The organism is Stieleria magnilauensis, from assembly GCA_007753675.1.
Classification (GTDB): Bacteria; Planctomycetota; Planctomycetia; order Pirellulales; family Pirellulaceae; genus Stieleria; species Stieleria magnilauensis.
The window spans coordinates 3,993,260-4,018,218 of record CP036432.1 but is presented as its reverse complement, the minus strand read 5'-3'; the positions used below and the strand labels follow the sequence as shown (position 1 = coordinate 4,018,218).

The following is a 24,959-nucleotide window of genomic DNA, read 5'->3' as shown; positions in this document are numbered from 1 at the left end:
CGCCTTCCATTGTTCTGCCAATATCCCCACGACAAAACCATGAATCGCCACCTCCACCCTCTACTGCTTCTGGGACTCGTCCTGGTCACCGGTTCCCTGCACGCCGCCGATCCGGATTGGAAGCTTCAACCGCTCGAGTACAACAACCCCGGATTGGAAGTCGATCTGGGAGTCGGGCTTTGGGCCTGGCCGATGCCGATGGATTACGACGGCGACGGCGACATCGATCTGCTGGTTGCCTGTCCGGACAAGCCGTCCGGAGGCGTCTATTACTTTGAGAACCCGACCCAGGATCCGAGCATCAAGATGCCGGTGTTCAAACCCGGCGTTCGACTCGGCAAGGCCGGTCACAACTTGCAGGTCAGTTATGTCGATGGGCAGCCAAGGATTTTGCAACCGGGGAGCGAATTTCCGCGGGACGCATCGACCGGCGCGTTCGATTTTGACAAACCTGAAAAGATCTACCCCAAGTCCAACGTCCATGCCAATCGTGTGCGTGGCAACATGTGGCGTTACGTCGATTTTGATGGTGACGGCGATCAAGACATCGCCGTCGGCACGGGAGACTGGACGGACTACGGTTGGGACCACGCCTATGACGCGGCCGGGCGATGGCGAAACGGTCCGCTGCATGGAAACGTTTACATCATCGACAACGAAGGGTCGGACGAGCAACCGAGTTACTCCTCGACTCCCCAACGTCTCACCGCGGCCGGTGGCGACATCGATGTCTACGGCTGGCCGTCGCCGAACTTCGCGGACTTTGATGGCGACGGGGACTTGGATCTGTTGTGCGGCGAGTTCTTGGACGGGTTCACGTATTTCGAAAATATCGGATCGCGCACCGGGCCGGTTTACGCTGCCGGCGTCAAACTCAATGACAACCTGGGGCAGCCGTTGGTGATGCATTTGCAAATGATCACCCCCAAGGCGATGGACTGGGACGGCGACGGCGACATGGACTTGATCGTCGGTGACGAAGACGGTCGCGTGGCGTTGATCGAGAACACCGGCAAGCTGCGAGAACGTCAACCGGTCTTTCTCGCGCCGCGTTATTTCCGGCAGCAGGCCGACACGTTGAAATTCGGTGCGCTCGCCACGCCCTTTGCCTACGATTGGGACGACGATGGCGATGAAGACATTTTGTGTGGGAATACCGCCGGCAACATCGCTTACTTTGAAAACCTGGGCGCCGGCAGCAACGGGATGCCGAAGTGGTCGGCACCCTCGCTGGTGGAAGTGCAATCGGCCGATGGACGAACCAGCGCGCCGTTTCGCGTGATGGCCGGGCCCAGTGGTTCGATTCAGGGACCCTGTGAAGCGAAGTGGGGCTACACGACGCTTTCGGTCGCCGATGTGGATGACGATGGTGATCCCGACATCGTTTACAACTCCATCCTTTCCCGCGTTCAGTGGTTGCGAAACGACGGCGGCGTGATGGTCGAAGCGGAGACCGCGGGAACGCCCACGGAGGCTCCGCCGGCGTGGTACTGGTGGCGAACCAAGAGCCAATCGGCGCTCACCCAGTGGCGGACGACACCGTTGGTCATCGATTTTGATGCCGACGAGAAACTGGACCTCGTGATGCTGGATCAAGAAGGCTATTTGACGCTGCGATCCGACGCCGGCGAGGCGCAACGGGTGTTTGTCGATGAACAGTTGCAACCGATTCGATTGAACGAGAAATCGTGCGGCGGATCCGGTCGCTACAAGCTTGCCGTGGTCGATTGGGACGGCGACAAGCGGTTGGACGTGTTGGTCAATTCCGAGAACGCGATCTGGTATCGCAATTGTGACACGGTCGACGGCAAGATTGTCCTGAAGCGGATCGGCAATCTGGCCCGCCGTAACGTCGCCGGACACACCTCCAGCCCGTCGGCTTGCGATTTGAATCACGACGGCAAGCCGGACTTGATGGTCGGTGCGGAAAACGGTCGGATCTACTACATCGCCCACGACGACTGCATTGAGTATTCCGACGAGCAGGTCGCCGCGGACATCGTCGCTGAAGCGGAGGAGCCACGCATGCCCGGTTTGGTGAGCGAAGAGTTCATCTACAACAAATTGCCGACGAAGGAATGCCACGCATCGACGATTTGTCAGACCAGTCGTGGATTGGTCGCGGCCTGGTTTGGTGGAACGAAAGAGAAGCACAAGGACGTCGGGATCTGGACCAGCTATCACGATGGAAGCCGCTGGTCGTCGCCTTCGCAAGTGGCGACCGGTGTCCAGCATGATGGCTTGCGTCATCCGTGCTGGAATCCGGTGCTGTTTCAACCACCCGGCGACGCCCCGACGCTATTGTTTTTCAAGGTCGGCCCCGACCCGCAGAGCTGGTGGGGCGAGATGATGGTCGGCTATGACCGCGGGCGAACGTTCCGTGATCGCGTCCGATTGCCCGAAGGCATCGACGGTCCGGTGCGGTGCAAACCAATCCTGACCGGTGACGGGCGTCTGTTGTGTGGATCGTCGACCGAATATGACGGTTGGCGAGTGCATTTCGAGAAAGTCGATCTGCTCGGTGGTCAGCCCGCCGGGACGTGGAACCGAATCGGGCCGATCAACGACGCGTCCAAATTCAACGCGATTCAACCGACCCTGCTGCAACATGCCGACGGCACGCTTCAAGCCTTGTGCCGAAGCAAAGAAGGCGTGATCGTCAGCACTCGCTCCAGCGACGGCGGAACCACTTGGTCGGCTCTGAAAGCCATCGACCTGCCGAACCCCAACTCGGGCATCGAAGTCGTTTCGTTAGCCGACGGCCGTCACTTGCTGATCTACAACCATCTGGGCAGCGGAAGCAGCGGTTGGGGACGACGCGGGATGTTGAACCTGGCGATTTCCGAAGACGGCGATCACTGGACACGTGTCGGGACGCTGGAACAAGAAAAGGGCGCCGAATTCAGTTACCCGGCGATCATCCAGACCGACGACGGTCTGGTCCATGCGACCTACACCTGGAAACGGCAAAAGGTCAAACACGTCGTCATCGATCCGAGCAAGTTGGTCGAGGAGAAGTGATTCCTTGGGTCACCTTCGCCCTGGACGATGGTGTTTACACATCTTTTGCATGTCAGATCTATTCTGAGTGAATGGCTTCGGCCAACGGCCGTTTACATCCATAGCCTTGGGCATCGCCCAAGGTCCGCTTGATGCGTAGGGGGTAGAGCGAAGCGAGGGTTCATCGAAGTGTGAACACGGGCCCCGCTTACTCCACCGGCTCCAACGTGATCCGGTTCAAACGCATCAGCTCGTTTCCCGGACACGTGGCGACTTCGGCGACCAATTCAACCTGGCCTTGTTCCAAATGCAACACGCCGGCGGGGTGAGTTTCGAATTGGTCCGCGGTCGCGCTGGCTACGACGTCATGGCTGGTGGGTTGATCGCCGCTGCGCAAGATCAATTTGCCGCCGGCATCGAGGGGGCGGCACCCGTAGGTCAGGCGAACGCGGTAGGAGCCGGCACGCTCGACGTCCAGTTTCCAACTCGCTCGTTCACCGGGTTCCTTCCAGCCCTGGATCGTGTCCCAGTCGTAACCGTCAAAAACGTACTGGATGTGTTTGCCGGTCCAGGTCGCCCAACTCGGTTCGATGTCGACGCTGACGTCGCCGACGGGGACGGGGACCGGGGTATAGGATTGGCCTGCGGTGACGTCGTTGAACCAGCGGACAAATTCGGTTCGCAAGCGGTCCACGTGATCGGGATGCTGTTGGGCGACGTTCTTCTTTTCACCCGGATCGGCCTGCAGATCGAACAACCGCCAGTGGGTTTTCGAAGGCGTCGTCGAGCTGCCGACTTGGCACAACAATTTCCATCGGTCGTCGCTGATGGACCAACGCTTTTCGGCGTTGGGTTGGTAGCGATCCCAGGTGTGATAGACGTACCGATGATGGGGCTTGTCGTCTCCGTGGGTCAACAAATGAACCAGACTGATCCCGTCGATCGTTCGGTCTTGTGGGACATCGACACCGGCCAATTCACAAAACGTCGGCAGCCAGTCGACGTGTGAGGTTTGAGCCTGAATTTTGTGGCCCGGTTTGATTCGTTTCGGCCAGCGAACAAAGCAGGGCGCCCGGACGCCGCCTTCGTAAACTCCCGCCTTGTTTCCGTTCATCCCGCCTTTCCAAAACTTGCTGACGCCGCCGTTGTCGCTGGTGAACACGACCAGCGTGTTATCCGCGGCGCCGAACCGTTCGATCGCTTCGAGCAACCGTCCGATGTTTTGGTCGACTCGGTCGATCAATCCATAGATCCGCGCTTCGCGGATGGGAAGCCCGCGATCGAGGTATTTCTTCAGCGTCTTGTCGCCTTCGGGTTGTGCATAGTGCGACGTATCCAACAGGAACGGTGAATGGGGGGCGTTGAACATCAACGCACAAAAAAACGGTCCGTCATGTGATTCGACGGAGTGTTGGATGAAGTCGATGGAGGCATCGGTGAAAACATCGCTGACATAGCCACGTGCCTCGACCGGCCGTCCGTTGTGATAGACCTGGTTGGGAAACTGATACCGTTCGATGTGCCCGTGGTAGTGTCCAAAGAACTCGTCAAAGCCACGCTCTTGCGGTTGATAGCCGGGGTATTTTCCCAGGTGCCATTTACCGAACAGCCCGGTTCGATAGCCCGCTTGCTTGAGCAGTTGGGCAACGGTGATTTCGCCCAAGCCCATCGAGTCGCCGCCGAAGCGTGTGTTGTACAACCCGGTTCGCAAGTAGTAGCGTCCGGTCATCAATCCGGCTCGCGTGGGGGCACAAACCGGCGCCGCATAATAGCGATCCAGCTGGATGCCCTGTTCGGCGATCGCGTTCATGTTCGGCGTGTCGATGTGCGGATTTCCGGTCGCGCCAGTGTCCCAGTACCCTTGATCGTCGGTCATGACGAACACGATGTTGGGCCGTGACGGAGACGCCGCGTTCAGGGCAGACGCAACCAGTGCCGACACACACAAGGCTGCAACCAGCGTGAAAAAAAGTTCAGGAGCATTTAATTCAGAATAGGCAAGCCTGGATTGCCCAGGTTGCCAATAACGCTCCTGACCCTTCTTAGTGCGCATCATGATCGCCGGCTACTTTTTGACATCGTAGCAGAGGATCTGATCGCCTTCGCGGAGATAGAGTTTGCCGCCGACGACCACGGGGTGTGCCCAACTGGGACGCTCGCCGCTGCCGGGGATTTTGAAACTGCCTCGCTCCTCGTACTCGTCCGGTGACGCCGGCACGAGTGCGACGGTGCCGTCACTGAAGCGGATGAAAAGTTTGCCGTCGGCAGCGGTGATGCTGGCCGATTTTCTTCCGGACCCACGCGATTTCCATTCGGTCCGACCGTTGATCAATTCGGCACAGAACGGGACTCCCTGGTCTTCCGAGTCGCCGTACAGGAAATCACCGACGAGCACGATGCCGCCGTGTTTGTTTCCCAGTTTGGGATTCGGAGGATAGATCTCTGCTGCGGTCACACCGTCTCCATCGGGGATTTGCCGGAGCAAGCCTCCGCCGGTGCCGTAACCGGCGGAAAAGAACACCAAATCGTCTTTGACGATCGGGGTGGGGATCACGGCGGTGGTGCGTTTGATCTCGTAGGACCACAGCAGTTTTCCGTCATCGGCGCGAATGCCGAGTGGTCCGCTGCCGGTCGTTTGGACATACACCTTTGTGTCACCGAGCGTTGAAACGACGACCGACGCATGTCCGGCACCACGGTCCTCTGCGCGGACGCAGGTCCACAGGGTTTCGCCGGTCATCTTATCGAGGGCGGCCATCGTGCATTGCGGTCCGCCGGGGGTGCAGATTAATTTCGCTCCGTCGATCAAAACGGATTCACTGTAGCCCCAGCCGTCGGCCTTTTTGCCGCCCAAGTCGTCTTTCAGATGGCGTCTCCATCGTTCTTTGCCCGTCGTGCTGAAGCAGATCAATTCACCGTACGCGGTGAGGACATAGACGCGATCGCCATCGACGGTCGGCGTGCTGCGAGAGCTTTGCCAGGATTCATTGCCGCTGGTCCACGGGACACCTGTCTTGCTGCGCCATATCGGTCGGCCGGTTTTTTGATCGAAGCACACCAGGTATTCGTCATCGTCATCGGCGGTGGAAAGTCCATCGCCGAGTGTGAACAGTTTGCCGTCCGAGATCGCGACGCTGGCGTAACCACGTCCGGCACCTTCGGCCGTCCAAATCAACTCGGGGCCGTCGCTGGGCCATTGGTCCAACAGACCGGTGTCACTAGAAACCCCAGATCGGTCGGCGCCGCGAAAGGTCGGCCAGTTGTCTTCGCCGTAGGAAGCGGACGGAAGCGACAGGCTGGCGAGGATCGCAGTGCAAATCAGAGGACGCATCATGTTCATGGTGTTCTTTTCAGAAAAAGGGGTCTGAACGGTTTGCCCCCGATGTGGACCGCCCGACGTGGACCGCCTGCCGTCTGGTCCGTCACCTCCGCTTGATGCCACTGCGGATCGGGCAGGGCGGATCGGGCAGGGCAGAGTCGGATCAGATCAGATCGGACAGGGGGAATCTGGCGGATCGATTCACGACCGTTTGATCGCGAATGGCGTTTGGTGGCAGGGGGCGCAAGCTCTCAGCATATCGTCAATGTCTTCGCCGTGTTCCTGCTGCAGCGATTTTTTCAACCCGGTTCGGGCACGCTGAACCAGAGATTTGAGGGCCATTTCCGTCAGCATCAATTCCTTCGCAGCAGCCAGATAGCTGTAGCCATGAAAATGGACCAGGCGGAGGGCCTGTTGCTGACGCTGTCCCAGTCGAGTCATGGCGCGTTGCACAGCGAGTCGGCATTCGCTGCGGACCAGATGATGGGCCGGATCCGAGTTGACCGAAATCTCAAACGGGGTCTGCCACTCGAACTTGGCGTCGGGTGTTCCTTGCATGGAAACCTCGCGACGCCTGGCCAGTTGTCGATTGGTGTTGGAGACCACGTTTCGGGTGATGGTGTACAGCCAGCTGGAAAACTTGGCCGTCGCTTGGTAGGTGTGCCGCGACTTGTACACCCGCAGAAAAACCTGTTGGGTCAGGTCCTCCGGGTCGACCACACTGGGGGCCTGGAAATGCCGGATGAAGCGCAGCACCGTCGTACGATTGCGTCGCACCAGGCGGTCAAAAAGATCGCTCTCGCCGTTCTTGATCCTGAGCATCAACTGGGCATCGACATCATCGGGATGGTGAAAGTGGCTGGGGGCGATCATTGAATCGGTCGATGAGGTAGGCGAAAACAAGAGGGTTGTTAAATCGTCTAAACGGCATCGAGTCCGCCACTTACACTCGGGCACAGGAAAATAGTGCGGCAAAGCGACCGAGATGGGCCGTTTGCCGCGCGCCGAAGACCGCCGGATTTGCCGAATTCGCTCCCCCGATCGCAGTTCTTTCGGTGCCGACATCCCCCCATGTCATGGGTTCTTGTCGCGCCGTTTTCGCCTTTTACCCTCCTGGCAGCCGGGCGGGGCGAAGCGAGACCTGGGAGGGCTCGCGGGCTGTCGAGTCAAGCCCGCACGCGTTTGCAAGGATCCACGCGGCCAATACCGCTAAAGCGACAAGGTGTTGACCAGTGCAGGGCCCGTAGGCTCGCGCCAAATCGCTGATCATCAACTGACACCAGCCGGTTCGTGACGCCCGGCCGATTCTGCTGGCGATTCTGCTGGTGTTCGCCGTCACCCTTTCTGAAATGAACCAGCTAAGATCTATAGCGACGGACAACGTCGAGGACGAACACCGGCCACTGCATTTTTCCGACGCATTCATGGTTCGGGTCAGCCGGCGTTGCCCCAGATGATTGAGTGCCGATCGACACACCGAAACGACTTCACAGCGGAAACGAAATTCGATGCGACAACTGCGATTAATACTATTAGGGCTGCTCGCCTGCACCGCGACGTTCGGATGGTGCGAGGGGCCGAAGTACCAAGTCCTGTTCAACGGCGAGGATCTTTCCCAGTGGAAGGGATTGGCTGCCTTTTGGTCGGTTCGTGACGGGGCGATTGTCGGGGAATCGACGAAAGAAAATCCGGTTCCTACCAATACGTTTCTGATTTGGCAGGGCGGCGAGGTCAGCGATTTTGAGTTTCGCTGCCTGGTTCGTTTCGAAGGAAATAATTCCGGCGTCCAGTATCGCAGTGCACTGGCAGACGAAAAACAGTTGGCGCTGCGTGGCTATCAGGCCGACCTGCATCCCAAACCCGAATACATGGGCATGATGTACGGCGAAAAAACGGGGCGTGGGATCATCGCCACCGGAGGTCAGCGCGTGACCATTTCCGTGGACGGCAAGTCCGACGTGACGGAGGCCTTGACGCCGCTTGGTGGGATCGTGACCGAGCAGTGGAATGAACTGGTCATCGTCGCCGTCGGCAACCGGATGATTCATCAGATCAATGGCGTCACCACGGTCGATGTCACGGACCATCACCCGGATGCCCAGCGGTCCGGATTGTTGGGGCTGCAACTTCATCAAGGACCCGCGATGAAGGCGGAGTACCGTAATCTGCTGCTGCGACCGCTCGAGGGTGCCGAGGCACAACGGGTCTTGCAGGCTGCGATTGATTCGACGTCATCCGCCAAGGCGGCGACCGAGCGTGGTGCGGACGAAGCGGCCCCCAAACCGAATGCAGAAACCTGGCTCAAGCAATCGCCGCAGCCCCAATGGATCTGGGCCGACAAGTCGGCAGGGAATCAAAAGGTCTGGTTTCGAAAATCGTTTCAAGCCGCATCGAGGGTGAAAAACGCCCGCTTGTACGCCACCTGTGACAACCGCATGACTGTCTTCCTCAACGGAAAGCAGGTGGCCAAGAGCGACGCCTGGCAGTCGCCGATCGATCAGGATGTTGCCAAGCTGCTTCAGCCCGGTCGCAATGTGATCGCGATCGCCGGCCAGAACGAAGGCGGTGTGGCGGCGTTGGTCGCCAAGTTGACGCTGGACAATTCCGACGGCAATTCCACTTCAATCGTGACCGACCAGACGTGGAAGCGTTCCGAAACGCAAACGGACGATTGGAACGCCGTTGGGTTCGACGATTCGGGCTGGGCGAGTGTCAAAACCATCGCCGCGATCGGTGCGGGCCCTTGGGGGATTCCGACTTCTGAGGGTGCGGATGCCGGCGGCCGGGCGACCCTTCGTCCCCAAGAAATCTATGCGCCGGCGGGGTTTGTCGTCGAACAGATTTACGAGGTGCCGAAGGAACAGGGCAGTTGGGTTTCGTTGGCGACCGATCCCCAAGGCCGTTTGTATGCGTCTGACCAAGGCGGCGCGGGGCTGTACCGCGTGACGCTGCGACCGGGAACAGCGCCGACGATCGAAAAGGTTTCCGAAGGGCAGCTCGCGGGTGTCTCCGGGGCGCAGGGCTTGCACTGGGCGCAGGACAGTCTGTGGTTTCATCGCAACGGTGGGAACCTGATGCGGCTGAGTGATTCCGATGGTGACGACGTCTTGGACGTGGCGGAAACTTATCCCGGAACCACCGGCGGCGGTGAGCATGGCAATCACGCTGTGTTGCCGATGCCGGACGGAAAGGGACTTTATTTGGACGGAGGCAACGCGGCACCGTTGGCCAGTCACAGTCGCAGTCGCGTGCCGACTTGGTACGAAGGCCATTTGTTGCCGCGGATGTGGGATTCCAACGGGCACGCCCGCGGTCGTTTGGCGCCCGGCGGCTGGGTCACGGAATTGGACGTCGCGTCGAAACAACAAGTCGTTCGCACGATTGGGTTTCGAAACCAGTATGACATCGCACTGAACCGACACGGTGATCTGTTCGCTTACGACGCCGACATGGAATGGGATCTCGGTTTGCCGTGGTATCGACCGACGCGGATTTGTTTGGCGGCTAGCGGCGCGGATTATGGTTGGCGAAGCGGGTCGGGAAAGTGGCCGACCTACTACGAAGATTCACTGCCACCGGTGGTCGAAATCGGACCGGGATCGCCGACCGGCATGGTCTCGGGATTGGAAGCCGATTTTCCGACACGCTATCGCGACGCCCTGTTCGCCTGCGATTGGACCTTCGGCACGATGTATGCGATTCACTTGAAACCCGATGGGGCCGGATACCGTGGCGAGGCGGAGCCGTTTCTGTACGGATCGCCGCTGCCGTTGACCGACGCCGTGATCGGTCATGACGGCGCGCTCTACTTCGCCGTCGGCGGACGGGGCACACAATCGGGCCTGTATCGTGTCCGCTATGTCGGTGACGAATCTCGGGAGCGTCCGACGGCGATCGATCCCGCGGCGGAGGCTGCGCGGAAACAGCGTCGATCGCTGGAAGCGTTTCATGGCATCGTGTCACCCGATGCGCTCCAGGCCGCTTGGCCGCTGCTTTCCAGCGACGATCGTTTCCTCCGTCATGCCGCCAGAATCGCGGTCGAAAGTCAGCCCTTGGAAACCTGGGCCGAGCGCGCGGTGCTCGAATCAGACCCCCAAGCACACATCACGGCGACGGTCGCGCTGGCACGCATGGGCAGCGAATACCATCGCGCCGGTGCGCTGGCCGGATTGCTGCAATTGCCGCTCGACTCGCTCAACACGCCGCAAATGTTAGGCATGCTCCGTGCCTATGCGTTGGTCTTTGAGCGGCTTGGCAAACCGACCGATCTGGAATCCCAGCAAGTCATCGCCAAACTTGATCCGCTATTGCCCAGTGACGACGACGACGTGAACACCGAACTGATTCGTGTGTTGACGTATCTGCGCAGCGAGTCGGTGATTGCCAAGTCGATGGCGTTGATCGAAAACCGGCAACCGACGGAGCCTCCCCAGTGGTCTGAACTCGCCAGTCGTAACAAGGGGTATGGGCGGACGATCGACAACATGATCCAGTCGATGCCGCCGTCGCGAGAGATCTTGTACGCGTTCATGTTGCGAAACTTGAGAACCGGATGGACGCTGGACCAGCGACGCAGCTACTTCGCGTTTCTCAATCAAGCCGCCAAGGCATCCGGCGGAGCGAGCTATGCCGGCTACCTGACGCGGATCCGCGACGAAGCTCTGGCGAATTGTTCGTCCGAGCAACGCGTGGCGCTTCAGGAAATCACCGGCGAAGACTTTAATCCGCAGCCCGATTTTCCGATCGTCGAGCCCCAAGGTCCTGGCCAGAAGTGGACCGTCGATGCGGCGTTGGCCGCCAACCGTGGTCCCAAGAACTTTGAGCGGGGACGGTCATTGTTCTTCAGCGCCAAGTGTGCCGCGTGTCATCGCTTGGCGGGACTGGGTGGTGCGATCGGACCAGACTTGACCAGCATCCCCAACAAATTCGACGAACGTTATTTGGTCGAAGCCATCATTCATCCCAGCAAAGACATCTCGGACCAGTATGGATCCTCCCGCGTGCTGACCGCCGACGGCCAAGTGCTGATCGGGTTGGTGGTCGAGAAAGAAGACGGCGACTTGACGGTCTATCCGATCGACGAAAACGCGAAGGCGGTGGACCTCGATGCGGACAGTGTGGAACTGATCGAAGCTTCCAAGGTTTCTCAGATGCCGGAGAATTTGTTGGACCGTTTATCGGCCGAGGAAGTTCGCGACTTGCTGACCTACCTGATGACCGCCGGCAATCCCAACGACAAACGCTGGGGGCGATGAAACGGATCCGGCGGTGCGATCGACGGGAACACCGCCGGAGTCAAACGATGATCAGCCGGTTGGTGTGAGCCTTCGGGCCCAATACCGCTAAGTTGACTTCAATCGGGGTGTTTTTTTGTTAGCGGTAGGGCGCGAGCCCTCCGGTCTTTCAGGGTGTCTTCGCGCCGTTCCGCTACCTCGTTCCATGCCAAACGAAGTGGCATTGGGCGCGAGCCTAATGCCACTTACTTTGACACCAACCGGGGTGTTTATTGTTAGCGGTAGGGCGCGAGCCCACCGGTCTTTCACGGTGTTTCCAAGCTGAAACCGGACGGCTCGCGCCGTTCCGCTACCTCCTTCAGTGCCAAAGCAAGTGGCCCGCGGCTAGCGCCGTCGGCTCACTTGATCGACTGCTACTCCGCTTTCAGTTCACCGCTGTCGGCGATGACGATCGGCAGTCGGGTCGCGCCGCTTCGTGATCCGAGCGACTCGATTCGCTTGACGACATCGATCCCTTCGATCACGCGGCCGAAGATGACGTGCTTGCCGTCCAACCAAGGCGTCTTGACGGTGGTGATGAAGAACTGCGAGCCGTTGGTGTTCGGGCCGGCGTTGGCCATGCTCAATAATCCGACTTCATCGTGCGGGAAGGCGAATATTTCGTCGGCAAACTTTTCACCGTAAATGCTCTCACCACCGGTTCCGTTTCCGGCCGTGAAGTCACCGCCTTGCAACATGAACTCGGTGATCACGCGGTGAAACTTGCTGCCTTTGTAGTGCAGGGGCTTGCCCATCTTTCCGACACCTTTTTCGCCGGTGCAGAGGGCGCGGAAGTTTTCGACGGTTTTTGGGACGTCTTCGCCGAATAAGCCCATCACGATCCGGCCGGCGGGCTCGCCGTTGATCTCGATGTCGAAATAGACTTTGTGGGTGACTTCTGCTTCAGAGGCGGATTTGGCGGATGCTTCGTTGGTCATGGTCAGGAAGGTGGCTGCGAGAGCCAATGCGGTTAGGGTTCGTAGCATGGGGAGTTCCGATGGCGGGGAGTCTACAGGCAAGACGGGGAACGAACTAGCGGATCGGCCGACAGGGCCGCTCCTTTGGGTCCACATTATCGCCATGTCGCCAGGTTTGGCCAGTGGCGAAACGGTGCCCCCCAAGTGTCCCGCCGGTCGGGAAATATCGGCCCAAACAGGCTATGCCACGATGCCGTCGACGACTTTGCCGTGGACGTCGGTCAGCCGGAAATCGCGTCCGGCGTAGCGATACGTCAGCTGTTTGTGGTCGATCCCCATCAGATACAGAATCGTCGCATGCAGGTCGTGCATGTGGACCCGGTCTTCTCGGGCATAGTAGCCGAACTCATCGGTTTGGCCGTAGGCAAACCCGCCCCGCACCCCACCGCCGGACAGCACCACGGAGAAACCTTGCGGGTTGTGATCGCGGCCGTTGGATCCCTGCACGACCGGCGTCCGCCCGAATTCGCCGCCCCAGACGATCAAGGTGTCGTCCCACAGACCGCGTTGCTTCAGGTCGGTGATCAACGCCGCGATCGGTTTGTCGGTCGCCAACGCGTTTTTCTCATGTCCCGTTTGTAAATTACTGTGTTGGTCCCAGACCTGTCCGCTGGACACCGTGATGAACCGCACGCCACTTTCGGCCAATCGTCGCGCCAACAGACAGCTTCGGCCGAATTCGCGGGTCGCTGTTTCGTCGATCCCATACGCCTGCTCGGTGGCCTGGGTTTCGGAGTCCAAATCAAAAACGTCCGGCGCGGCCGATCGCATGCGTCGCGCCAGATCGACCGCCTGGATCGCACCCTCGATTTCACGATCCGGGCCGCTTTGGGAAAGATGGTTCGCGTTGAGCGCGGCGAGCATCTCGATCCGTCGATCCACGCGATCGGAATTCAATGCTCCCGTCAGATGAGGAATCTTGGCGGTTCCCGGTTTGCCGTTGCTGCCGATCGCGGTCGCCTGATGCATCGCCGGCAAAAACGCGGCGCCGTAGTTGCGCGGTCCGCCGTGCGCGGTGGCCGGGCCGATCGCAATGTGTGCCGGCAGATCGGGATGCCCGCTGCCGAGCGCGTAACTGAGCCACGCGCCGACGCTCGGCCGGACCAGGTTGTCGCTGCCGGTGTTGATCATCCCGACGGCTTGACCGTGGGACTGACCGCGCGTGTGCATGCTGCGGATCACGCACAGCGAATCGGCCAGCGTGGCCATGCGCGGCAACAGTTCACTGACCCATAATCCCGACTGTCCGCGGCGCGAGAATTCCCATGGCCCCTTCATCAGCTTGGGGACGGCGTCCAGGTTCGGCGGCAGGTCAAACGGCAGCGGCTTGCCGTCATCGGTTGCCAGTCGCGGTTTGTAATCAAACGTGTCGACGTGGCTCGGCCCGCCGTGCATGAACAGAAAGATGACGCGTTTGGCGCGAGGCTTCGGATGCGACCCGGCGTTCAGGTCGATCGCACCGGTCGCCCGTGCTCCGATCGGCGTCAGTGCGGAAACGGCCAGCGACCCCATCGCAAAACCGGCCTGTGCGAGCAGGCTGCGGCGGCCGAGTTGGAGCGGCGGGGTGGAGGAATCAGGCATCTTAATCCAGCATTCGAAATTCGGTCGAGGCAAAGATCGCGGCGACAAAGTCTGCGAAGCGGTGCTTGAGTTGGTCGTCGGTCAGGGACTGGGAAATCCCGACGTAGTGTTCGGCGATGTCCAAGTCGCTGGGGGAGGGTTGTCGGGAAAGACACAGACGATAGGCCACCCGCAACCGGCCCTCCCAAGTCGACTCGGACTGCAGAATCCGGTCGGCGGTTTGCTGCGCCCAACGGATCACATCGTCGCTGTTGATCAGTACCAACGCCTGGCCGGGCACGTTCGTCGTCGGTCGCTTGCCGACCAGCAAGTCGGGGTCGGCCGCATCGAGCGCGGTCATCAGCGGAGGGAGGTAGCCTCGGATCACGGGCAGGTAAATTGAACGAACGGGTTGGTCGATGCCCGAGGCGACGGCTTTGGTGACCGCATTGTTGGCCGTCACCAACACGCCTTTGTCGGCGACCGGCGCGGTGCGTTCTTCCGGCGTGAGCGTCCCGGCGGCAAGCACCATGGTGTCACGTATCGATTCGGCCGACAGTCGCTTGCGATGCGCCCGCCAAAGCAGTCGGTTCTCGGGGTCCGTCGCGTCGGCTTGCGGGTCGAACTCGCTGCTGCGAACGTAGGCCTGGGATAGAACGATTCGCCGCACCAAGGGTTTCAGTTGCCAGCCTTGTCGCATGAAGTCGATCGCCAAGGCATCGAGCAATTCGGGATGCGAGGGGCGATCGCCGCGGGTGCCGAAGTTGTCGACCGTGCGCACGATGCCTTCGCCGAACAGGTGCATCCAGATTCGATTGACCAGCACGCGGGCGACCAGTGGGTTGTCGGGATCGGTCAGCCACTGGGCCAGTTCGACCCGACCGCTACCGGTGGGCGTCTCGATCGTCGCGTCGCCGGGGCCACAGACCTGCAAGAAACCGCGTGGGACCACATCGCCGACGTTGTTGACTTCGCCACGGATATGAACGGGGCTGTCGGCGATCTTGTCGGTGGGAAAATCTCGCGGTGCCATCGCGACCGGCAGCGGCGGCGGTGCGTCTTTCTTGGCGGCATCGAGTTGCTTCTTCAGTTCGTCCAGCCGTTTCTGGGCGGCAGCGATTCGCTCGGCCGCTTGCCGTGATTCGTCCGACTTCTCCGCCTGATCGGCCGGCAGAAATGCGACGGCGTCGGCGATCACATAGCCGTCGGTCCCGTCGTTGCGGATCGTCACGACCGCGTCTTGGTCGGCGGAAAACTGGAACGTTCCCAACTCATTCCAAGGCGGCGTGTCCGATCGTTTTCGCTGGTCGACGATCAATGATTCGCTTCCCTCGGCGGTGATGAGGGTGACCGGAATTTTCGCGGCCCGACTGTCGCTGCTGCTGTAGGCAAATCGCACGGTGTAGCGTCCGCCGGCCGGCAGACGTTTGCGAAACTCGATCGACAGCGATCCCTTGTTGGTGTTGTTGTCGTGGACGTAACCCGAACCGATGAAACCTTTCGTGTACGTGGATCCCACCCAGTCGCCGATCTTGGTCGCGTCGCGGTCGTCGACGATGATTCCATTGTTTTCACCGTCCTTTGCCAGTTGCAATGCGTGTGTCGCTTCCTTCACTTGGCCCTCGATCGCAGCGACCGTTGTGCGGTGCTGGTCGAGTGCTTGCCGGTGTTCGAGCGTGGTCGGCAATTCGACGCGATTCCAGGTGCTGACGTATTTTTGCGATTCGCCGTTGAGGGTTTGGGTGCTTTTGAAAATCCCAGCCAACGCGTAGTAATCTTCGGTGGGGATCGGGTCGAACTTGTGGTCGTGGCAACGGGCGCATCCGAGCGTCATGCCTAGGAACGCGCGGCCGACCGTGTCGATCTGTTCGTCGACCACGTCCAACGTCAATTTCTCTTTGGCCCGCTCGCTGAGCATCTTGGGGCCGAGCATCAGGAACGTTGTCGCGACGATGTTGTCATGACGTTGTTGGTCAGTCGCGGCGGGCAACAGGTCGCCGGCGACTTGCTGGCGGATCATTTCGTCCAGCGGCCGATCGCTGTCAAACGAATCGATCAAGTAGTCACGGTAGCGCCAGGCTTCGTGGAAGGTCGCGTTGAAGTCGCTGCCATTGCTGTCGGCGTAGCGGGCGACGTCCATCCAGTGCCGCGCCCAGTGCTGGGCGAAGGCGCGAGAGCCGAGCAGTTCGTCGACAAGTTGGACCCACGTTTCTTCAGTCGGCGATTCCGCCCAGCGCCGCTGGATGGATTCGGACGGCGGCAAACCGGTCAGGTCAAAGGCCAATCGCCGCAACCGAATCTCGGCGGGCGCGGTGCCGACCGGGTCGATTCCGTGTTCAGAAAGTTGTTTGTCGAGCTGGTGGTCGATCACGTTTTCGCCGATCGCCGCTTCGGATGCTGGCGAAAGTGGTTTGCGGAAATCGGTCAGGGGGCGAAAGGCCCAGAACCGACGTCCCAGCTGCAAATCAATTTCATCAGCGGCCGGACGGGGCGACCCGTTGGCGGATTTTGTTCGCGGGTCGATCGCGCCGGCGTCGATCCAGCGGACGAAATCGTCGACCACCGCGGCTGGAAGCGGTGCGTCCGGTGGCATTTCGCTGGATTCGTAGCGGATCGCGGAAATCAGCAAGCTCGCGTCGGCATCACCGGGGCGGATCGCCGGTCCACTCTCCCCGCCATCACGCATCGCCGTGGCGCTGTCCAGCCACAGAGCCCCGCCGATTGCTTCGGATTCGCCGGAGTGGCATTCGTAGCAGTGCTTGACGAGAACCGGGCGGATCTTGGTTTCAAAGAACGCTTCGGAGTCCGCGTCGATCGCCGTCGCAGTCCCCGCGACAGAGAACAGCAACGCAAACAACGCCGAAGCCACAATGCGGGAGAGGAGGCAGCGAGCAGAAGTGGAGAATCGCATCGGGGCGGGCTATCGGGGAGACGGCGATGCAAAAGGAAGGCCCCGTAGCCTAGCAGGAATCCCCCCGCCACGCCAATTTTCCCACCGGGGACAGACCCCGGAGGTTCCGCGCCGAGGGTCCGGGGACAGACCCCGGGACGCTGCGCCGGGATGCCAGGGGGCGAATAGGACCTATGGGACCGATGGGACACATAAGTCCTAGTTGTCCCATCTGCCCTAATTCCTCGCCCGACGGGCACTGGGGTCTGTCCCCGACGGGTTCCGGGGTCTGTCCCCGATGGGCTTGGGGTCTGTCCCCGATGGGCTTGGGGTCTGTCCCCGATGGGCTTGGGGTCTGTCCCCGATGGGCTTGGGGTCTGTCCCCGATGGGCTTGGGGTCTGTCCCCGATGGGCTTGGGGTCTGTCCCCGATGGGCTTGGGGTCTGTCCCCGATGGGTCTGGGGTCTGTCCCCGATGGGCTTGGGGTCTGTCCCCGATGGGCTTGGGGTCTGTCCCCGATGGGTCTGGGGTCTGTCCCCGATGGGCAGACGGTTAACGCCGGGCGTCGGGTGGTCCCTTGGTAGCGCGTGCGGGCTTCAATCGATAGGCCGCTGGGGGCGGTCTGGCGGGAGGGGGCGTGTCAAAACCTTGACGACTCTTTGCGGACTTCGTCGTGCTGTGGTTGAGCGAATTTGCCCAGATCACTATTTTGTGGCTGCGGAAAACATTGAGTTTTCCGAATCGGCTGACATTACCGCTGCCGATACCCATCCAAACTCAAGCGTGAAGGTCTCAACAGCCGATGGCTGGAGAGAGTGAAAACGCGTCCAGGGCTGACAATCGCATCGAGATGGCAAGACGCCGTGCCCACTGATTCTTGGTTCATCATTGCCGTTTCATGAAGTATCGCCAACTCGACCGCATCGTCAGCCTGGATCCCGGACAACGGATCGTGGCTGAACGCACCTTGCGAGCGGATGAGGAATATTTGAAAGATCACTTTCCGCGTTTTCCCGTGATGCCGGGCGTGATGATGCTCGAAGCCTTGCATCAAGCCGCGGTCTGGATGATCCGAACGGGAGACGATTTTGCCTCGCCACTGGTGCTACTGCGTGAAGTCCGCAACGTGAAATTCGGCGACTTCCTGTCGCCCGACGAAACGCTTCAGGTCACCGCAGAGCGCGTCAAGGAGGCCGACGGGCTGATCACCGTCAAGGCGACCGCCGAAAAACAGGGGCGGGTGACCGTCGCGGCGCGGCTGATTTTGGAACGTTCGGGTAGCATCGAGCCGCCGGAGACTGGTACAGACGCGGACGTCATTCGGCGGGCAAAAAAGCAGTTCAAAGAGTTGTTCGGTGACGTTTCGTTCACCCCCAATCCAACCACCTAGTTTCATCTGCAGGTCCAGTTTTGAACCGGGGGACTGACCCCCTGGGCGGGATGTGCAGAAAAGCATTTGCAAAGGAAAACACGAGATGGCTCTGACAGAAGACGAAATTTTCGCGAAGGTTCAATCGGCACTCGAAGACGCGTTGGGCGTTGACGATGACGAGGTCACGATGGACGCCACCCTGGTCGGCGACCTGGGTGCCGAATCGATCGACTTCCTGGACATCGTTTTTAAGCTGGAAAAGGCATTCGACATCCAGATTCCGCGTGAAGAATTGTCTCCCGAAGACATTTTGACCAACAGCCAATACGTTCAGGACGGTGTGGTCACCGCCGACGGACTGGCCGAACTGAAAAAACGCATGCCCTGGGCTGATTTGAGCGACTTCGAAGCCGATCCGAAGGTGCAGAACTTCGGCAATCTGCTGACCGTCGGCGATCTGTGCCGTTACGTCGGAGCCAAGGTCAACGACTGATGCGCTGGTTCTGGGTCGATCGGTTCACCGAATTTGTCTCTGGCTCGCACGCCAAGGGCATCAAGAACATCAGCTTGGCTGAAGAAGCCGTCGACGACTATTGCCCGGGATACCCGTTTTTGCCGCCGACCCTGATCATTGAGGGGATGGCTCAGCTGGGCGGGATCCTGGTGGCGGAGCATTTTTTGTTTGACAAACGCGTCGTCTTGGCCAAGGTCGGGCGAGCGAAGTTTCATGCGCCCGCGCTCAACGGAACCACGTTGAACTACGAAGTCAGAATGGACGCCGTTCAGGAAAATGGCGGCACCGTCACCAGCACCAGCCACTGCGACGGCGAGATTCAAGCGGAGATCGATTTGATGTTCGCATTTCTCGAAGATGGCTATTTGATCGACGGTCCGTTGTTCGAGCCGGACGATTTAAGGGGAATGCTGCAGATCATGAAGTTCTTTTCGGTGGCGGTCGACGCCAACGGAAATCGATTCCCGACCTACGATAAACTCAATTAGATTCCAGCGCCGAGAAGTCAGCATGCAGCGTGATCACAAAGACCGCCGTCGCGTCGTCGTCACCGGGATCGGCATGGTCAACCCGATGGGGCATGACGTCGATACGGTGTGGGCCGGGCTTCAAGCGGGCAAAAGCGGCGTCGGCTACACCACCCTGTTCGACGCCAGCGGGTTTCCGACCAAAATCAGCGCCGAGGTCAAAGATTGGGAGTTGGCCGAAGAGGACATGCCGCCGGGCCGTCCCAAAACCCTCGGTCGCCACACCAAATTCGCCATCGGGGCCGCCCGACAGGCGATGGCCGACAGCGGCATCTTGGAAACGATCACCGATCCGACTCGCTTCGGCGTTTATCTGGGCAGCGGTGAAGGGAACCAGGATTTCAACACGTTCAGTCAGATGATGACCGCGGCGATGGCCGGCGGGGAATTTGATGCGTCGAAATTCATCGCCCGCGGGCTGGAGCTGCTCGATCCGGCCAGCGAGCTGGAACAGGAGCCGAACATGCCGGCGGCTCATCTGGCGACGCTGTTCAACGCGCAAGGCCCCAACATGAACTGCCTGACCGCCTGTGCGGCCAGCAGCCAAGCGGTCGGCGAAGCGACCGAAATGATCCGCCGCGGCGACTCCGACGTGATGTTGGCCGGCGGGACGCACAGCATGATTCACCCCTTCGGCGTGACGGGATTCAACCTGCTGACCGCGCTGAGCGAAAGCAACGATGAGCCCACCAAGGCCAGCCGTCCGTTCGACCGGCTGCGCAACGGCTTCGTACTCGGGGAAGGGGCGGCGATGGTGATCTTGGAAGATCTGGACCGTGCGAAGGCCCGCGGGGCGACGATTTACGGTGAAATCGCCGGCTACGGAACGACCGCCGATGCCTATCGCATCACCGATATCCCGCCCGACGGCCACGGAGGGATCGCTGCGATGCGGATGGCGATCGCCGACGCCGGCCTGAAACCCGCCGACATCTGTTACGTCAACGCCCACGGGACCAGCACCACGGTCAACGACAAAGTCGAATCGTTGGCCTGTCACGAAGTTTTTGGTGAGGATGCGGCCAAGGTTCCCGTCAGCAGCACGAAGAGCATGATGGGACACCTGATTGCCGCGGCGGGCGTGACCGAGATGATCGTGTGCCTGTTGGCGATGCGCGACTCGGTGCTGCCGCCGACGATCAATTACGAAAACCCCGATCCCGCTTGTGATCTGGATTATGTTCCCAACGAAGCCCGCCCGGCGGACGTGAAGTACGCCTTGAACAACAGCTTTGGCTTTGGAGGCCAAAACGTCACCCTGTGCCTCAGTCGCGACGTCTAGCGATGCCCGAATTCACCGATGCCGAACTGGTCGCGTTCCTCGACGAGGCGCTCTCGGATGAGCGGTCCACGGCATTGGAGGGGCAATTGCGGGAGGACACGGAGTTGCGGCAGCGGTTGATCGCCGTGCGTGGCCGCGAGAACGCGGGGTTGCACACGCTGGGGGCGATTTGGCGACGCGGACGGCTTTCGTGCCCCTCGCGAGAGGAGCTGGGGCAGTTCTTGCTGGAGACGTTGTCGGACGAGCAATCGGACTACATCCGTTTCCATCTGGAGACCGCGGAGTGCCGCTACTGCCAGGCCAATCTGGCGGATTTGGTGGCCGCGTCCGATGCCGACCGACATGTCGTTCGGCGGCGAAAGTATTTCCAGACGAGCGCCGGTTACTTGAAAAAGTGAGCCTGCCCCCCGGTGGTAAAAATTCGCCGCTCAACCTTGCGGATTCCGGCCCCAGGCATTAACCTTCGCGGCTCGAAACCACTTCAAAACCCCAATTTCCCTCCCCCGAGGAAGCTACCATGACGCTCGATCGCAGCCTGAAGGTAAAAGCTGGGGCGATCAAAGCGCGGAACGTGCTGACCCGAGCCGAGCGGATCGCCCAGTTGCAACGACTTGAGAAATTCAACGAAGACGAAGCCATCCTGGGCATGCCCAAGGTGCGTGTGGTCAAGGTCTCGCTGAAGAAGAAGAAGAAGGTCAAGAAAGCCGACGACGACAAAAAGTAGTCGAGCCCAGTTGTCGCGCACGTTCAGCTTCGGCTGTGCGTTGCCGCACGAACGATCAAGCCGTGAGCGAATTCTTTCGCGCACGGCTTTTTTCTTCGCCGTTTGGCCTGCCGGAATGCCCCGGCGTTCGCGTACAACTTACGTCTTCGGAAACGTTTGCCCCTGCATCCCCCGCCGCCCGCCGCCTACCGGCGAATGTCGTGGCGCAATCGCTTCGGCCGTCCGAGACGACGGCGTGGCCGAGTCGAGTAGGGATGCATGTGGGGCCTTTTTGGCATGCCCGTCGCGGGGCGAACCCGCCAGTCGCCAACTCCCTCAACCCGGCCTTTTTTTGATGTCCACTGCCGACGCAACCGCAAAGACTGTCGCGGAAACCGACACCACCGAGTCAGGCTCGACCGCGGAGACCGTGGCGGTCACTGAAACGGCCAGTGGTCCTGCCGGTGATCCGGCTGTGGCGGTCGATCCTCAGCGGCTTCCCCACCCCGAGAAAACGCGCCCGACGCGGATTCTGTGGGAGTACGTCGCCGTGCTCTCCGCCGTCCATCTGGTTGCCCTGCTGGCCTTCGTCCCGTGGCTGTTCACCTGGTCGGGGTTGGTGATTGCGATCGCCGGTCACTTCGTGTTCGGAATGATGGGGATCACGATCGGCTACCATCGGTTGCTCACTCACCGCGGGTTCACCTGCCCGAAATGGCTGGAGCACGGTTTGGCGATTCTGGGGATGTGTAATCTGCAGGACTCGCCGGCTCGCTGGGTCGCGATCCACCGCATGCATCACCAGCACAGCGACGACCAGCCCGATCCGCACTCGCCGTTGGTGAGTTTTCTGTGGGGCCACATGGGCTGGGTCGTGGTCCGCAACCGAGACCTCGATCGGACGTCGCACTACGAGCGCTACGTCCGCGACTTGCTGCGAGATCCGTTCTATCTGCGTCTGGAGCGAAAGGGCGGTTGGTTCTTCGTCTTCCTCGGGCACGCCATCGTGTTGACCTTGATCGGTGCGTTGGTGGGTTATTTCGTCGACGGGGGTGCGGGGGCGCTGAAATACGCGGCCAGCTATTACGTCTGGGGCGTCGCGGTCCGCACCGTGTTCGTGCTGCACGGTACCTGGGCGGTGAATTCGGTCGCTCACGCGTTCGGCTATCGCAACTACGAGACGCGTGACCACAGTCGCAACAACTGGCTCGTCGCGCTGTTCAGCCACGGCGAGGGCTGGCACAACAATCACCACGCCGAACCCCGCTCGGCCGCCCACGGTCACCGCTGGTGGGAATTCGACATGTCGTGGCGTGTGATTCGATTCATGGAAATGGTCGGGCTGGCGAAAGACGTCGTGCGACCCAAGTCGATGACGAAGTAGGCAGGTCGGCTCGAACGCATTACCGCTAAGCCAAGCGTCTGTCCAATGTGCAGTTGATCAGCGACCACGTTGGTGCGTGATCGATCAATTCTGAGTGGCTGTTTCGCTCTTTGGCGGCATCGAAGGTGATTGGCATAAGCAATGCATCCGTCAGCAGTTTCGCAATGACGATCAGTGCAAGCCCTCGCGAAACATTCTTACGCGGCCGGGCGAGCACGCCCTTGGGCGATTGCAGCGATTCTCATTCAGAAGAAGCGTGCAACGATCACGGAGGGACCATCAGCAAAACTTGCATTTCGCAGGAGGGTGCACTGTCATTCAAGCCCAGCATCACCACGATTGACAATGCATGCTCCTCGACAACAGACGCGTTCCATCTGGTCATTCCTTTGGCGTGCTCGCTATTGGCCGGGAAAGATCCGAGACCGAGTCCTCGGCGCCTTGTTCTTTCCGATTCGTTTCGTTCTCCGTAAGAGCGATCGGTTGGCGCGGTTCGCTGCTTGGATGCGGCTGAGACGACGGCGATTGATCGCAGTGTTCGTTCTGGTGACGCACGTCTTGGGCGCGATCGCGTCGCTGAACGTGCTCACCGAGCAGCGCTCTCCACAGGGTGCGATCGCCTGGATTGTCTCGCTCAATACATTGCCTTCCATCGCGGTCCCGCTCTACTGGACGGTCGGCGAGACTGACTACAGTGCAAGTGCGATCGCCTATCGAGCGAGCCTCTCGAAGGGGCAGCCCATCGTCAAGCAACTCTACCGAGACCTCAAATCGGCAGAGTTGGTGGTTCCCGCTACGGACGACACGAAGCGATTGCTGACGCGTCTCGTGAAGTTACCTGTGACGCGTGGCAATGCGGCGCAATTGTTGATCGACGGGATTGAAACGTTCGACGCAATCATGGCCCGGATCGAAGCGGCCGAATCCTATGTGCTGGTCGAATCCTACATCATTCACGATGATCAACTCGGTAGAGAATTCAAAGACTTGCTGATCGCCAAGGCGAACCAAGGTGTGCGGGTTTGTGTGCTCTACGACGAGTACGGGAGTCGCAATTTACCGAGTGAGTACGTCTCGGAATTGCGTTCAAACCGTGTCGCGGTCGTCGGGTTCAACTCTCCACTGGCCGACGGTTCAACGACTCGACTGAACTTTCGCAATCACCGAAAATTAATTGTCGTCGACGGCGACACCGCCTTCGTCGGTGGTCTGAACATCGGCGATGAATATCGATACGGAGTCGATGAGCTGGGGCTCTACCGAGACACCCATGTCCAAGTTCGTGGGCCTCTCGTCCAATGCTGCCAAGTGGTGTTTGCCGAAGACTGGCATGCGGTGACGAACGAGATTCTCGATGGACTTCAATGGACTCCCGTTGCGGCGACGGACTCCGGCGGCGTTGGGCTGTGTGTGCCGACAGGTCCGGCAGATGACTTCGAGACCGCGTCCCTGTTTTTTATGCAGCTGATCCAATCCGCCCAGCAACGCGTCTGGATCGCGACGCCTTACTTTGTTCCCGATGAGCAGATGGTGACGGCGTTGAAAATGGCGGCGCTTCGCGGTGTTGATGTCCGCATTCTGATCCCGGAGCAATCGGACTCGACGCTTGTCTGGTTGTCTTCGTTTTCGTACTTGGATGAATTGGACGCATCCGGCATCCGCGTTTATCGGTACCAGGGACGGTTCATGCATCAAAAGGTCATTCTGGTCGACGATTCGGTCGCGGCTGTCGGCACGGCCAACTTTGACAATCGATCATTCCGGCTGAATTTCGAAGTCATGTTGGCGTTCTTCGATGCCGATTTCGTCGCGGACGTCGCGCAGATGCTCGAAGAGGACTTGTCGCAGAGCCAGATCACCAGCGGTGATGAACTGCAAGAGCGAGCCTTTGTGTTTCGGATGTTGGTCCGCGCCTCGCGTCTGCTGGCTCCGATCCAGTAACGGGAGCGACACGAGCGCATCGTAGCGCTCACTAGACGGGGGCGCAGCGAATTAATCCGCCGGCGGTGCGGCAGTCTGCGTACGTAAAGGATTTGATTGGTGAGCCAGAGCGTGCGGGCTGGCCGGGTCCGAGGGCGCCGACGTCATTTGCTTCGACACCCTTCGGGCAACGCTGTGAAGCATTTTTTAGCGCTAGCGAGCGGGCTGGAATTGGCAA

At 60.1% G+C, this 24,959-nt stretch carries 16 protein-coding genes; 10 read left to right on the top strand and 6 right to left on the bottom strand.

Going from position 1 to position 24,959, the window contains the following annotated elements; all coding sequences use genetic code 11:
* The first annotated feature begins 39 nt into the window (after nt 1-39).
* Entirely contained in the window at nt 40-3,021 is a 2,982-nt protein-coding gene (locus TBK1r_RS14185; protein WP_145211648.1) for an exo-alpha-sialidase, read from the top strand.
* 187 nt (nt 3,022-3,208) lie between these two features.
* Here the strand turns inward: TBK1r_RS14185 and TBK1r_RS14180 are convergent, their stop codons facing one another.
* The 3 genes from TBK1r_RS14180 to TBK1r_RS14170 form a co-directional block, all read right to left on the bottom strand.
* On the bottom strand, nt 3,209-5,056 hold the full coding sequence (locus TBK1r_RS14180) for an arylsulfatase (RefSeq protein ID WP_145211645.1): 1,848 nt from the start codon (nt 5,054-5,056) through the stop codon (nt 3,209-3,211).
* A gap of 9 nt (nt 5,057-5,065) precedes the next feature.
* The gene (locus TBK1r_RS14175; protein WP_145211642.1) at nt 5,066-6,334 is read right to left on the bottom strand and encodes a PQQ-binding-like beta-propeller repeat protein; all 1,269 of its coding nucleotides are present in this window, start codon (nt 6,332-6,334) and stop codon (nt 5,066-5,068) included.
* Between the two features lie 186 nt (nt 6,335-6,520).
* Nucleotides 6,521-7,192, bottom strand: a complete 672-nt coding sequence (locus tag TBK1r_RS14170; RefSeq protein WP_419581339.1) for an RNA polymerase sigma factor — start codon at nt 7,190-7,192, stop codon at nt 6,521-6,523.
* Between the two features lie 635 nt (nt 7,193-7,827).
* On the opposite strand from TBK1r_RS14170, the gene TBK1r_RS14165 reads away from it, so the two are divergent.
* Nucleotides 7,828-11,574 (top strand): 3-keto-alpha-glucoside-1,2-lyase-like domain-containing protein, encoded by a 3,747-nt coding sequence (locus TBK1r_RS14165; RefSeq protein WP_145211636.1) that lies wholly within the window; start codon nt 7,828-7,830, stop codon nt 11,572-11,574.
* Between the two features lie 392 nt (nt 11,575-11,966).
* Here the strand turns inward: TBK1r_RS14165 and TBK1r_RS14160 are convergent, their stop codons facing one another.
* From TBK1r_RS14160 to TBK1r_RS14150, 3 genes are all read right to left on the bottom strand, one after another.
* Entirely contained in the window at nt 11,967-12,578 is a 612-nt protein-coding gene (locus TBK1r_RS14160) for a peptidylprolyl isomerase (protein WP_145211633.1), read from the bottom strand.
* A 171-nt stretch (nt 12,579-12,749) separates the two neighbouring features.
* Nucleotides 12,750-14,150: a DUF1501 domain-containing protein gene (locus tag TBK1r_RS14155; RefSeq protein WP_145211630.1), complete on the bottom strand. Its 1,401-nt coding sequence runs from the start codon at nt 14,148-14,150 to the stop codon at nt 12,750-12,752.
* A gap of 1 nt (nt 14,151) precedes the next feature.
* Nucleotides 14,152-17,040, bottom strand: a complete 2,889-nt coding sequence (locus TBK1r_RS14150) for a DUF1553 domain-containing protein (RefSeq protein WP_145211627.1) — start codon at nt 17,038-17,040, stop codon at nt 14,152-14,154.
* 877 nt (nt 17,041-17,917) lie between these two features.
* Between TBK1r_RS14150 and TBK1r_RS14145 the strand changes: the two genes are divergently transcribed.
* The 8 genes from TBK1r_RS14145 (at nt 17,918) to cls (ending at nt 24,742) form a co-directional block, all read left to right on the top strand.
* Entirely contained in the window at nt 17,918-18,409 is a 492-nt protein-coding gene (locus TBK1r_RS14145) for a 3-hydroxyacyl-ACP dehydratase FabZ family protein (protein ID WP_145211624.1), read from the top strand.
* An 85-nt stretch (nt 18,410-18,494) separates the two neighbouring features.
* A complete protein-coding gene (locus TBK1r_RS14140) occupies nt 18,495-18,884 on the top strand; it encodes an acyl carrier protein (protein WP_095737163.1) in 390 nt (129 codons plus the stop codon).
* On the top strand, nt 18,884-19,393 hold the full coding sequence (locus TBK1r_RS14135) for a 3-hydroxyacyl-ACP dehydratase FabZ family protein (RefSeq protein WP_145211623.1): 510 nt from the start codon (nt 18,884-18,886) through the stop codon (nt 19,391-19,393). The genes TBK1r_RS14140 and TBK1r_RS14135 overlap by 1 nt, the downstream gene beginning before the upstream one ends.
* 22 nt (nt 19,394-19,415) lie before the next feature.
* Nucleotides 19,416-20,714, top strand: coding sequence for a beta-ketoacyl-[acyl-carrier-protein] synthase family protein (locus TBK1r_RS14130; RefSeq protein ID WP_145211620.1), 1,299 nt, complete (start codon nt 19,416-19,418; stop codon nt 20,712-20,714).
* 2 nt (nt 20,715-20,716) lie between these two features.
* Nucleotides 20,717-21,112: a hypothetical protein gene (locus tag TBK1r_RS14125; RefSeq protein ID WP_145211617.1), complete on the top strand. Its 396-nt coding sequence runs from the start codon at nt 20,717-20,719 to the stop codon at nt 21,110-21,112.
* 119 nt (nt 21,113-21,231) lie between these two features.
* Nucleotides 21,232-21,438, top strand: a complete 207-nt coding sequence (locus tag TBK1r_RS14120) for a small basic protein (RefSeq protein WP_095737120.1) — start codon at nt 21,232-21,234, stop codon at nt 21,436-21,438.
* Between the two features lie 334 nt (nt 21,439-21,772).
* Complete coding sequence (locus TBK1r_RS14115; protein ID WP_145211614.1) at nt 21,773-22,801, top strand: acyl-CoA desaturase; 1,029 nt, start codon at nt 21,773-21,775, stop codon at nt 22,799-22,801.
* A gap of 345 nt (nt 22,802-23,146) precedes the next feature.
* Entirely contained in the window at nt 23,147-24,742 is a 1,596-nt protein-coding gene (gene cls, locus TBK1r_RS14110; RefSeq protein ID WP_145211611.1) for a cardiolipin synthase, read from the top strand.
* The last annotated feature ends 217 nt before the right edge of the window (nt 24,743-24,959 follow it).